The organism is Curtobacterium sp. Curtsp57 (assembly GCF_047324335.1).
Classification (GTDB): domain Bacteria; phylum Actinomycetota; class Actinomycetes; order Actinomycetales; family Microbacteriaceae; genus Curtobacterium.
This window is the reverse complement of sequence record NZ_CP168511.1, coordinates 3,803,132-3,815,344: the sequence shown is the minus strand read 5'-3', so window position 1 is coordinate 3,815,344 and position 12,213 is coordinate 3,803,132. Positions and strand designations below refer to the sequence as shown.

The following is a 12,213-nucleotide window of genomic DNA, read 5'->3' as shown; positions in this document are numbered from 1 at the left end:
CTGGTGGTCAGGCGGCGGTCGGCGCCGAGTCGGCCTGCGCCGCGGTGCCGGCCTGGATCGCGGTGATCGCGACCGTGTTCACGATGTCGCTGACGAGCGCACCGCGGGAGAGGTCGTTGATCGGCTTCCGCAGCCCCTGCAGGACCGGTCCGATCGCGACGGCGCCGGCCGAGCGCTGCACGGCCTTGTAGGTGTTGTTGCCGGTGTTGAGGTCCGGGAAGATGAACACCGTCGCGCGGCCGGCGACCGGCGAGTCCGGCATCTTCGTGCTCGCGACGGTCGGGTCAGCGGCGGCGTCGTACTGGATCGGCCCCTCGACCAGCAGATCGGGTCGGCGCTCACGCACGAAGGCCGTGCCGGCGCGGACCTTGTCGACGTCCGCGCCCGAGCCGCTGTCGCCCGTGGAGTAGCTGAGCATCGCCACGCGCGGGTCGATGCCGAACTGCGTCGCGGTCTCGGCGGACGAGATCGCGATGTCCGCGAGCTGCTCGCTCGACGGGTCGGGGATCACCGCGCAGTCGCCGTAGACGAGCACCCGGTCCGCGAGCGCCATCAGGAACACGCTCGACACGATCGATGTGTCCGGACGGGTCTTGATGATCTCGAACGACGGTCGGATGGTGTGCGCGGTCGTGTGCTTCGCACCGGAGACCATGCCGTCGGCGAGGCCGAGCTGCACCATCATCGTGCCGAAGTAGGAGACGTCGGTCACGGTGTCGCGGGCGAGTTCGACGCTCATGCCCTTGTGCGCACGGAGCTTCGCGTACTCCTCGGCGAAGCGTTCCCGGAGCTCCGGGTCGAACGGCGACACGAGCTGCGCGGAGTCGAGGTCCAGGCCGAGTTCCGTCGCGCGTGCCCGGATCGCCGTGGGGTCGCCGAGGATCGTCAGCTCGCACACCTGCCGCTGCAGGAGGGTCGAGGCGGCACGGAGGATCCGGTCGTCGTCGCCTTCCGGCAGGACGATGCGCTTGCGGTGCTCCCGGGCGCGGTCGAGCAGCCCGTGCTCGAACATCAGCGGTGTGACCACCCCCGACGGGGTGACCTGCAGCCGGGCGAGCAGTTCGTCGGCCTGCACGTGCCGTTCGAAGAGCGACAGCGCGAGGTCCGCCTTCCGCGGGGAGTCCGCGGCGAGCCGACCGCGCGTCTGGGTGATGCGGAGCGCGGTGTCGTACGTGCCGAGGTCGTTCGTGGCGATCGGCAGCGAGCTCGACAGCCCTTCGAGCAGCCGCGTGATCTGCGGCGCGGTCTCGAACCCGCCGTTGAGGATCACGCCGGCGAGGCTCGGGAAGGTGTCGGACTGGTTCGCCAGGAGCGTGGCGATGAGGACGTCGCTGCGGTCCCCCGGGACGACGACGATGCCGCCCTCGATGAGCCGCGGGAGCACGTTCTCCATGCTCATGCCCGCGACGACGGTGCCGAGTGCTTCACGGTCGAGGAGCGCGTCGTCCCCGCGGACGAGCGTCGCCCCGGTGGCGGCGAGCAGCGCCCGCACGGTCGGTGCGACGAGCACGGCGTCCTCGGGGATGGCCCACACCGGGACGTCCGGGTGGTCGTCGTGCACCGCACCGGCGACGCTGTCGCAGATCGCGGCGAGGGCATCGGGGTCCGCACGGTTCACGACGACGCCGAGCAGCTGCGCGTGCGCCGCGCGGAGTTCGCTCGTGGTCACGTCCGCGACCTGTGCCATGTCCGCCGGGGTGCGGGTCCCGCGTTCGGCGGAGTCCCGGCCGCCGAGCACCAGGAGCACGGGGGCGCCGAGGTTCGTGGCGACCTTCGCGTTGAACGAGAGTTCGGTCGGGCTCCCCACGTCCGTGTAGTCCGAGCCGAGGACCACGACCGCGTCGCACTGGCGCTCGACCTGGGCGAACCGGCTGACGATCGTGCCGAGCGCGGCGTCCGGGTCCGCGTGCACGTCGTCGTACGTCACCCCGACGGCGTCTTCGTAGGACTGGTTCGCCCCGCTGTGCTGGAGCAGGAGCTCGAGCACGTAGTCGGGTTCGTCCACGGAGCGGGCGACCGGCCGGAACACGCCGACGCGTCCGACCGTGCGGGCGAGGGTCTCGAGGACACCGAGCGCCACCGTGCTCTTGCCCGTGTGTCCTTCTGCTGACGTGATGTAGATGCGGGTCGACACGCTTCCCAGGGTAGCCGTCGGACATGTCGCGACATCTGGGAGCGAAGGACCTGTGGAGCGGGGTGGTCATCCACACCCCGCAAGACCTGTACCATGGGGTGTCGTCATCGCGAGATGGCGCCAGGAGAATTCGCCTAGTGGCCTATGGCGCACGCTTGGAAAGCGTGTTGGGTGCAAGCCCTCGGGGGTTCGAATCCCCCATTCTCCGCCAGCACCAGATCGAAGGCGCACGTGTCCCACGGACCGTGCGCCTTCGGCGTTCCTGAGGGGATCCGCCGGGTTGACACGTCACCGGTCCTCCACGTTGGGGACCCCGTTGCACCCCGTTCGCCAAGGACTGCCACCGAAGGGGTGGACAGACCTGTCGCCGATACCCGCGAGTCCTCTAGGCTGACCCCGCGGCACGCCCGGGACGGACGGGCCGCGGGGACGAGGAGAGCAGTGGTGGGGGAACCGACGGCGCCGGCGACGGCGATGACGGACCGGGTGACGTACGACGTCGTGGTCCGGCCGCGGGCTGCACTCGTCCGCTCCACCGCGCTGAGCATCGTCTTCTCGGCGGTGCCCCTGGCCGTCGCTCTGGTGTGGGTGTCGTTCCCGTTGCAGATCTGGGCCGTCGTGGCCAGCGTGGTCGTCGTCCTCGGTGGCCTGGTCGGTCTCCTGTTCATCCGGCTGCGGTCGGCGTTCGTCGGCCTCGGTCCCGACGGCGTCACCGTGCGCGGCGTGCTGACGCCGAGTTGGACCGTCGCCCGTGACACCGTTGCGGGCGTGGTGCTCGCGACGACGTTCGGCAGCTCCGTCGATCGCACCTCGCGGGAGCTCGTCGCGCTCGACGCGGAGGGCACGCGCCTGTTCCGGATGCGGGCCGACGTGTGGGGCGACGCCGGTCTCGAGCAGATCGTCGACGGTCTCGGCGTGCAGGTGACCGAGCTCGGTCGGCCGCTGTCCACGCGCGAGTTCAGCCGACGCCACCCCGCCGTCCGAACCCGCCGTCGCTGACGAGCCGAACACCCTACCGCCGACGACGCAGGGTCGAGAAGATCCCCTGCACCACCTCTTTCGCGATCGAGCCGCCGAGCCCGCCACCGAGCAGCTCGGACAGCGGGTCGTCCGTCTTCCGCGAGGTCGACGTCCGCGACGCCGTGCTCCGTGACCGTCGGGTCTGCGCTGCCCGCTCCGCCTTCTCGAACTCGCGCTGCGTCCGCTCGTACTCCTTCTGTGCCGCCGCCCGATCGCGCGCTTCCTGCTTCGCCTGCGCCGCGGCCTCCTTCGCGGCGGCGGCCGCGGCACGAGCGGCCTCCTTCTCCGCCTCAGCGGCAGCGGCAGCGGCGGCTTCCTGCGCGTCCGCGGCAGCAGCCTGCGCAGCAGCAGCCTCCATCCGACGGGCCAGCATCTCGTGTGCCGAGTCGGGGTCGACGCGGGTGCCGTAGGTGGCGAGGAGCGGGGACGAGGCGACCCGAGCCTCCATCTCGGCCGACGGCATCGGGTCCATCGACCCCTGCGGCGCGCGGAGGCGCGTCCACGCCACCGGGGTCGGTGCGCCCTTCTCGTTCATCACGGTGACGATCGCCTCGCCGGTGGCCAGCGACGTCAGGACCTCCCCCAGGTCGTACTCGCTCGTCGGGTACGTCGACACGGTGGCCCGCAGCGCCTTGGCGTCGTCGGGGGTGTGCGCCCGGAGCTGGTGCTGGATGCGGGAGCCGAGCTGGGCGAGCACGTCGTTCGGGACGTCCTTCGGGGTCTGCGTGACGAAGAAGATGCCGACGCCCTTCGACCGGATCAACCGGACCGTGCGGACGATCTGTTCGGTGAAGTCCTTCGAGGCGCCGCTGAACAGCAGGTGTGCCTCGTCGAAGAAGAACACCAGTTTCGGCTTGTCCTGGTCGCCGACCTCCGGCAGCTCGTTGAACAGGTCGGCGAGGAGCCACATCAGGAACGTCGAGAAGACCTCCGGCTGGTCCTGCACCCCCGGCACCTCGAGCAGGCTCACGATCCCCCGGCCGTCCGCGGCGGTCCGGAGGAAGACCTGCGTGTCGATCTCGGGCTCACCGAAGAACTGGTCGGCCCCCTGGTCCGCGAAGGTGATGAGCTCGCGGAGGATCACGCCTGCCGTCTGCTTCGACAGCCCACCGAGTTCGGCGAGCTCCGGTTTGCCCTCGTCACTCACCAGGAAGGTCAGGACGGCCCGGAGGTCGGACAGGTCGACCAGCGGCAGCCCGGCCCGCTCGGCGTAGTGGAAGACCAGCCCGAGCGACGATTCCTGCGTGTCGTTCAGCCCGAGGACCTTCGACAACAGCAGCGGCCCGAAGCCCGAGACGGTCGCCCGGATCGGCACGCCGGTGCCCTGCCCGCCGAGCGAGTAGAACTCCGCCTGGCTCGCCGCCGGGGTCCACTCCTGGCCGATGCCAGCGGTCCGTGCCAGCAGCTTCTCGTTGCCGGACCCGACCACCGCGAGCCCGGACAGGTCGCCCTTGATGTCGGCGGCGAACACCGGGACGCCGTTCGCGGCGATCTGCTCGGCGAGCACCTGCAGGGTCCTGGTCTTGCCCGTCCCGGTCGCGCCGGCCACCAGGCCGTGGCGGTTGAGCATGCCGAGCGGGATGCGCACCTGCACGTCCGGCAGGGGGTCGCCGTTGACCAGGGCGCCGAGCTCGAGGGCGCTGCCGTCGACGGTGTAGCCGTCGCGGATCGCCGCGACGGACGCTTCGCCGAGTGGCCCGCTCGGGCCGCCACCCGGTTCCGCCTCGGCGGCCGCCCCGAGGGTCGTCCCGGCGGTCGCTCCGACGGGAGGCTCGGTGCCGGTCGCCGGGGCGGCCTGCGGTGTCGCGGCAGCCGGCTCCTGAGCCGGGTCGGCCGCCACCGTCGGCTCCGGATCGGGCGTTCGCTCCGGCTGCTCGAGCGCCTTCGCGAGTTCCTCGGCACGCGCCGCTGCTTCGTCCGCGAGGCGTCGTGCCTCGTCCGCTGCCGCCCGCGCTGCCGCTGCCGCGGCCCGTGCCTGCTCCACCACGTCGCTCATGGACACAGCCTATGGACGCGTGCGCCGCCGCGGTACGGTCCCGGGTCGACCGCGGACGCTCAGTGGGTGAGCGCCGGCACCGTCCGCGGCCGCACGACCGCCCACAGCAGCACGATCGCGACCGCCGAGGTGCACGCCATCACGGCCGCCATCGGCGCGGCCTGCGAGATGCCGAGCCACCCGACGATCGGCGAGATGAGCCCGGCGACCCCGAAGTTCAGGGCGCCGAGCACGGAGGCAGCGGTCCCCGCCTCCTTGCCGTGGGCGGCCAGGCCGATCACCTGCACGAGCGGGAACGAGAACCCGCAGGCCGCGATGAAGAACCACAGCGGGACGAGCACACCGACGAGCCCGGCGCCGAGCAGGTCGAGCACGATGATCGCGACCGCCGCCAGGAAGAGCGTCGCGGTCGAGCACGCCAGGATCCACTGCGGTCCGACGCGCTGCGCGATCCGCGACGAGATCTGCACCCCGACCACGACGCCGACGGAGTTCACCGCGAAGAGCAGCCCGTACTGCTGGGCGTCCAACCCGAAGACGTCCTGGAACAGGAACGGCGACGCACTGAGGTAGGAGAACAGCCCGCTGAAGACCATCGCCCCGATGAGTGCGACCCCGACGAAGATCCGGTCGGAGAACAGGGCGCGGTAGCGCTGCCCCATCGTCGAGTGGCCGGCCTCGTGCCGTCGAGCGGGCGGCAGGGTCTCCACGATGAGCAGGATCGACGCGATCACGACGGCCAGGCCGTAGCAGGCGAGGAACACGAAGATCCCACGCCAGCTGACGAACCGCAGCATCTGGGAACCGATGAGCGGCGCGAGGATCGGCGCGAGGCCGTTCACCATCGCCAGCCTGGACAGCATCCGGACCAGGGGCTTGCCGCCGAACAGGTCCCGGACGGTGGCCATCGCGACGACACCACCGGCAGCGGCACCCATGCCCTGCAGCACTCGGAAGACGGCGAGCACCTCGATGTTCGGCGCCATCGCCGCGCAGATCGACGCCGCGATGTGCACGGTCGTGGCGATGATGAGCGGCAGTCGGCGACCGACCTTGTCGCTCCACGGGCCGACGAGCAGTTGGCCGAACGCGAAGCCGATCGTCGTCGCGGTCAAGGTGAGCTGCACGGCGCCGTCGGTGACCCCGAACTGGTCCTTCAGGGACGGGAACGCCGGCAGGTACAGGTCGATCGTGAACGGCCCGAGCGCGGTCAGCGCACCGAGCACGAACACGTACACGAGGCGCTGTGCGCGGGAGAGCGAGTCCCCCGGGTGGAGGATGACGGTGAGCGAACCAGTGGTCGCGGGCGCGGTCACGGCAGAGTCCTTCGACGATGAGGGGCGGTGGGGAGAGGTGATCGCGGGATCGATCGAATCGATTCGTCCGCGGAACCATCCTAGGGGCGGGTCCGCACGCGCCGCATCCGTCGCCGTTCGTTGCCGCGTGTCGTCGTGATCGACGCGGTGCCCCTCCCCGGACCTGCGGTACCGTCGGAGGGCTCGGGAGCCTCCGGGCGGACTCGTACCGGAAGAGGGGGTGGGCGTCATGGTGGACGCTCGGATCCTGCACACCACGGCCGCGCTGCGCGAGGCGATCCTCCGGCTCGCCGCCGACCGCCCCGTCTCCGAGATCACGGTGGCCGACGTCACGCGCGCCGCCGGGATCAACCGTGCCACGTTCTACTCGCACGCCGTCTCCCCCGGCTCGCTGCTCGCCGACGTGCTCACCCCGGAGCTCGACCGCATCCGCGACGACGACGCCGAGGCGCGCCGGGTCGCCTCCGACCGGGGTGCGAGCCGCGAGGAACTGGCCGCGATCACCCGCAAGGGCATCAACGCCGTCGTCGAGCACGTCGTCACGCACCGGGACATCTACGGCAAGGCACTCCCCGACCCGAACGACGGCTCGCTGCACCGGCTGCTCGTCGAGCACTTCACGGTGTCGAGTGCGCTGCACATCCGGGAGCTCGACCAGGCCGCGCGCCCGGAACTCCTCGACGACGTCGCGGCGGGCTTCGTCGCCCAGGGGTTCGTCGGCGCGATCGAGGCCTGGCTCGCCGGACCCCGACGCGCCCGCAAGGCCCTCGTCGACACCATCACCGCGTCCTTCCCGACGTGGTGGAGCTGACCGCAGCCGTTCCGCGCGGTGTCGCGTCGGTGGCCCCTTCGCGCGTAGCGGGTTGATTCGCGCGGAGGAGGCCCGTTGTTCCGACCGCCGACGCTCGATCCCACATCCCATCCCGCGCGTGATGGGTCGGAACGTGCACGCGCCCGGACGGGAGGCCCGTGGCGGGGCCGCCACGAGCCTCCCGTCCGGCCCGCGGTCGCGACCAGAGCGGCCGACCTGCGTCAGTCGGTGGCCGGTTTCTCGCCCCGCTGGAGCGACGTCACGGCGGCGACCGACTGCTCGACGAGGTCGGCGTCGGACTCCGTCCCGGTGATGCGGTAGTCGGACGACACCCCGTCGCCACCGGTGCCGCTGGCGGGGACCGCGCCGTCGAGACCGACCACGACGACCCCGGCGTCGTGCGCGGTCTGCAGGACGCCGGTCAACGCCGAGGGGTCGTCGGCCTGCACGAGCAGCGCCTTGGCTCCCGTGCGCACGAGGTCCCGCACCGCGGTCCGCTGCGATCCCGCCGGGTCGTCCGCGTCGGCGACCCGCACGTCGGGCCGGAAGCCCGCCTCGGTCAGCGAGGTGCGGAACCGGTCGGGCAGCGATGCACCGCCACCGGCCGGGGTGGCTCCTTCCGGGAGCAGCACGACCCCGACGACGGCGTGCTGGTCGAACCCGCCGTCCGAGCTGGTGAGGTCCGTGCTCGTGACCGGCGTCGGCGCGACCGACGTCGTCCCGCTGCACCCGGCGAGGACGAACACCGCGCTCGCCAGGGCGGCGGCGGCCAGGATGCGACGCACGGTTCCTCCTCGACGTGGGTCTGCCACGCTACCCGGTCCCGGCGGACGACGGAGGCGGCACCGGACCGAGTCGGCGGACGGCGAACCACCCGACGAGCGCGATGACGGTCATCGCGGCGAACACGAGGGAGAACGCCGCGGCGTCGTGCCGTCCGCCCGAGGCGGTGAACAGCAACCCGGCGACGGCGAGCCCCACCACGCTGCCGGCAGCGTCCGCGATCGTCAGGGCGGAGCTCGCGAACCCGTCGTCCCCCTCGCTCGAGAACCGGAGCGTCAGCATCGAGGTGCGCGGGTACGCGACGCCCATCCCGGCACCACCGACGAACCAACCGGCCACGAGCACCCAGACCGGCAGGTTCCCCGCCGCCACCGCGAACGCCGCGACCAGACTGACGACGACGAGGCCGAGCCCGACGCCGAACGCCCACGTCGCGGTGAACCGACGCTCCCCCAACCGCCCGTGCACCCAGCTCGCGCCGGCCCAGCTGAGCGCCGCGACGGTCAACGCCAGCCCGGCCGCGGACGGCGAGAGCCCGTGCTGCGCCTGCAGGAGGAACGGCACGTACGCCTCGGCGCCGAAGAACCCTGCAGCGAGGACGCCGCGGAGCAGCACCACCGACGGCAGACCGGGAGCGGCGGTCAGGGTGCGGCGCGGCAGCAGCGGACGCAGGGCGACCCAGGCGCCGACGAGCCCGACGACCACCGCGGCGATGCGTGGCACGACCGGCAGGTCCGGAGCGACGTTGAGCAGGAGGACGGCGACGGCGGCCGCGACGGACCACGCGATCCGTCCGCGCTGCCACGGTGGGCGGAGTGCAGCCGCCGGCGGGTGGAGCCGTCCGAGGGTCGGCACGAGGAGGCTGAACGCGACGACGGCGATCACGAGCGCCCCGGCGAACACCCAGTGCCAGCTGGAGAGCTCCGTGACGAACCCGGCGAGCGCTGGTCCGACGAGTGCCGGGACCACCCACGCCGCGGCGAACCCGGCGAACACGGGACCGTGCAGCTCCGCGGGGAAGATCCGGGCGACCAGGACGTAGAGCACCACGTCGATGGCGCCGGCGCCGAAGCCCTCGACCAGGCGACCGGCGAGGAACACCGGCATCGTCGGCGCGAGCATGACGATCGCGGTCCCGACGGCGAAGAGCGCCGCGGACACCCACGCCACCACGCGGCCGCCCGCCCGGTCCGTCCAGTTGCCGGCGAGCACCATCCCCGGGACGCCGGCGGCGAGCGGTGCCGCGAAGCTCAGCGAGTACAGCGTCTCCCCGTGCAGGTCCCGGCTGATCTCCGGCATGATCGTCGTCATCGCCAGGTTCTGGAACGCGGCGACGGCCACGATCGCGACCATCCCGATCGTCGGGAGGGCGTACCCCCTGCTGAACAGGGTCGTCCTCGTCGGCGTCGTGGCGGTCACCCGCCCAGGCTAGCGGCGACCGGACGGACCGCGGGTCCGCGGCGGGTCAGCGCCGGGTCAGCGGCGGAGCGCCTGCTGGACGTCCGCGACCAGGTCACCGGCGTCCTCGATGCCGACCGACAGGCGCACGATGTTCTCCGGGACCTCGAGCTCGGTGCCCTTCACGGACGCGTGGGTCATCTCGCTCGGGTACCCGATGAGCGACTCCACCCCGCCGAGCGACTCGGCGAGCGCGAACACCTCCGTCGACTCGGCGAACCGCTTCGCCGCCTCCGGACCACCCGCGAGCGCGACCGAGAGCATCCCGCCGAACCCGCGCATCTGCCGGGCGGCGACGTCGTGCCCGGGGTGGTCGGTGAGCCCCGGGTAGTAGACGTGCTCCACCGCGGGGTCGCCGACGAGTGCCTCGGCGACCGCCTGCGCGTTCTGCGAGTGCCGCTCCATCCGGACCGCGAGGGTCTTGATGCCGCGGATCGTCAGCCATGCGTCGAACGGCGACGAGATCGCACCCGCGCCGAACTGCAGGAACTGGACCTTGTCGGCGAGCTCCTGGTCCCGCAGCACGATCGCCCCGCCGACGACGTCGGAGTGCCCGCCGAGGTACTTCGTGGTGGAGTACGCGACGACGTCCGCGCCGAGGGCGAGCGGCTGCTGGAGGTACGGCGACGCGAAGGTGTTGTCGACGACCACGAGCGCCCCGGCGTCGTGTCCGACGGCGGCGAGTGCCTCGATGTCGGCGATCTTCATGAGCGGGTTGGTCGGGGTCTCGACCCACAGCACGGTCGATGCCGGCGCGTCCTGTAGTGCGGCACGGACCCGGTCGAGATCGCTCATGTCGACGACGACGAGTTCGACGCCCCACGGCACGTGCAGCCGGTTCACGAGCCGGTGCGTGCCGCCGTAGACGTCGTTGCCCATGACGACGCGCGAACCCGGCGTCAGCGTGGCGCGGAGCAGGGCGTCCTCGGCGGCCAGGCCGGACGAGAACGAGTAGGCGGCGACGCCACCGTCGAGGTCGGCGAGCAGGGTCTGCAGGGAGTCACGCGTCGGGTTGCCCGATCGGGAGTACTCGTAGCCGTTCCGCATCTGCCCGATGCCGTCCTGCACGTAGGTCGACGTCAGGTGGAGCGGCGGGATGACGGCGCCGGTGGGGCCGTCGGGCTCCTGGCCGGCGTGGATGGCGCGGGTGCTGAACTCGGTCATGTGCTTTCTCCAGGTCGCAACGGGAGGCTCGGATCGCGTCGGTCGCGCAGCGCACGGTGGGTGCGCTGCCGCGCTCACTCGGACAGGTAGGTGAGCAGGTCGTGCCGGGTGAGCACGGTGACGGGCTTGCCGTCCTCGACGACGAGGAGCGCGTCGACGGACTCCAGCGCCCGCCGGGCCGCCGACACGGACTCGCCGACGCCGATGAGCGGCAGCGGGTCCCCGACGAAAGCGGTGAGCGCGTCGGCCATCTTCGCGGCACCGGTGAAGACCTGCGCGAGGAGTGCCTTCTCCTCCACCGCGCCGACGACCTCGCCGATGACGACGGGCGGCTCGGCGCTCAGCACGGGCATCTGCGAGACGCCGTACTTGGTCATGATGTCGACGACCTCGCGGACGGTGTCCGACGGGTGTGCGTGGACGAGGTCGGGCAGACGGCCGTCCTTGCCAGCGATGAGCGACCCGACGGTCCGGGCGTCGTCGGTCTCCGCGAACCCGTAGGAGCGCATCCAGCGGTCGTTGAAGATCTTGCCGAGGTAGCCCCGCCCGCCGTCCGGCAGGAGCACCACGACGACGTCGTCCTCGGTCAGGTCCTGCGCCGCACGGAGCGCCGCGACGACGGCCATGCCGCTCGAGCCGCCGACGAGCAGGCCCTCTTCACGCGCCAGGCGACGGGTCATCGCGAACGACTCGGCGTCCGACACCGCGATGATCTCGTCGGGGACCTCGGGGTCGTACGCCGACGGCCAGAAGTCCTCGCCGACGCCCTCGACCAGGTACGGACGGCCGGTGCCGCCGGAGTACACGGAGCCCTCGGGATCGGCGCCGACGATCCGCACGCGGCCGTCCGACGCCTCCTTCAGGAAGCGTCCGGTGCCCGTGATGGTGCCGCCGGTGCCGACGCCGGCGACGAAGTGGGTGATGCGCTGGTCGGTGTCGCGCCAGATCTCCGGACCGGTGGTCTCGTAGTGGCTGCGCGGCCCGTTCGGGTTCGCGTACTGGTTCGGCTTGTAGGCACCGGGGATCTCCTGCACCAGCCGGTCGGACACCGAGTAGTACGACTCCGGGTGTTCAGGCGGGACGGCCGTCGGCGTGACGACGATCTCGGCGCCGTAGGCGGTGAGCACGTTGCGCTTGTCCTCGCCGACCTTGTCCGGCAGCACGAACACACACCGGTACCCGCGCTGCTGGGCGACGAGGGCCAGCCCGACGCCGGTGTTGCCCGACGTGGGCTCGACGATGGTGCCGCCCGGCTGCAGGTCACCTGAGGCTTCGGCGGCGTCGAGGATCCGCGTGGCGATGCGGTCCTTCGACGACCCGCCGGGGTTCAGGTACTCCACCTTCACCAGCACCGTGGCGCGGATGCCCTCGGTGACGCGGTTCAGCCGGACCAGGGGGGTGTCGCCGACGAGGTCGACGACGGAGTTCGCATAACGCACGCATCGAGTCTACGGACTGCCTCCCTGTGCGAGTCAGCATGTGTCGGACTGGGCCCACGCCGCCGGTGCCGGCGCGACGCGCCAGCGGCGTG

At 71.9% G+C, this 12,213-nt stretch carries 9 protein-coding genes and 1 tRNA gene; 3 read left to right on the top strand and 7 right to left on the bottom strand.

Annotation, left to right across the window (positions count from 1 at the left end; genetic code table 11):
• Positions 1–7: 7 nt before the first annotated feature.
• Positions 8–2,134, bottom strand: coding sequence for a phosphate acetyltransferase (gene pta / locus ACEN9V_RS18370; RefSeq protein WP_413601503.1), 2,127 nt, complete (start codon positions 2,132–2,134; stop codon positions 8–10).
• 123 nt (positions 2,135–2,257) lie between these two features.
• On the opposite strand from pta, the gene ACEN9V_RS18365 reads away from it, so the two are divergent.
• Together ACEN9V_RS18365 and ACEN9V_RS18360 are read left to right on the top strand one after the other, a co-directional pair.
• A tRNA-Ser gene (locus ACEN9V_RS18365) sits at positions 2,258–2,345 on the top strand.
• Between the two features lie 233 nt (positions 2,346–2,578).
• Positions 2,579–3,133 carry a hypothetical protein gene (locus tag ACEN9V_RS18360; RefSeq protein ID WP_413601502.1) on the top strand — a complete coding sequence of 185 codons (555 nt, stop codon included), beginning with the start codon at positions 2,579–2,581 and terminating at the stop codon, positions 3,131–3,133.
• Positions 3,134–3,146: 13 nt separating this feature from the next.
• Here ACEN9V_RS18360 and ACEN9V_RS18355 read toward each other — a convergent pair whose 3' ends face one another.
• Both ACEN9V_RS18355 and ACEN9V_RS18350 read right to left on the bottom strand, forming a co-directional pair.
• The gene (locus tag ACEN9V_RS18355) at positions 3,147–5,150 is read right to left on the bottom strand and encodes a helicase HerA-like domain-containing protein (RefSeq protein ID WP_413601501.1); all 2,004 of its coding nucleotides are present in this window, start codon (positions 5,148–5,150) and stop codon (positions 3,147–3,149) included.
• Between the two features lie 59 nt (positions 5,151–5,209).
• The gene (locus tag ACEN9V_RS18350) at positions 5,210–6,466 is read right to left on the bottom strand and encodes a multidrug effflux MFS transporter (RefSeq protein WP_281265101.1); all 1,257 of its coding nucleotides are present in this window, start codon (positions 6,464–6,466) and stop codon (positions 5,210–5,212) included.
• A gap of 229 nt (positions 6,467–6,695) precedes the next feature.
• Here ACEN9V_RS18350 and ACEN9V_RS18345 point away from each other — a divergent pair, with 229 nt between their 5' ends.
• Positions 6,696–7,277, top strand: coding sequence for a TetR/AcrR family transcriptional regulator (locus ACEN9V_RS18345; RefSeq protein ID WP_413601500.1), 582 nt, complete (start codon positions 6,696–6,698; stop codon positions 7,275–7,277).
• 221 nt (positions 7,278–7,498) lie between these two features.
• On the opposite strand, the gene ACEN9V_RS18340 is transcribed toward ACEN9V_RS18345, so the two are convergent.
• From ACEN9V_RS18340 to ACEN9V_RS18325, 4 genes are all read right to left on the bottom strand, one after another.
• The gene (locus ACEN9V_RS18340; RefSeq protein WP_413601499.1) at positions 7,499–8,062 is read right to left on the bottom strand and encodes a substrate-binding domain-containing protein; all 564 of its coding nucleotides are present in this window, start codon (positions 8,060–8,062) and stop codon (positions 7,499–7,501) included.
• Positions 8,063–8,090: 28 nt separating this feature from the next.
• A complete protein-coding gene (locus ACEN9V_RS18335) occupies positions 8,091–9,479 on the bottom strand; it encodes an MFS transporter (protein ID WP_413601498.1) in 1,389 nt (462 codons plus the stop codon).
• 57 nt (positions 9,480–9,536) lie between these two features.
• Positions 9,537–10,682, bottom strand: a complete 1,146-nt coding sequence (locus ACEN9V_RS18330; protein ID WP_402729590.1) for a cystathionine gamma-synthase — start codon at positions 10,680–10,682, stop codon at positions 9,537–9,539.
• Between the two features lie 74 nt (positions 10,683–10,756).
• On the bottom strand, positions 10,757–12,121 hold the full coding sequence (locus ACEN9V_RS18325) for a cystathionine beta-synthase (RefSeq protein ID WP_413601497.1): 1,365 nt from the start codon (positions 12,119–12,121) through the stop codon (positions 10,757–10,759).
• Positions 12,122–12,213: the final 92 nt, after the last annotated feature.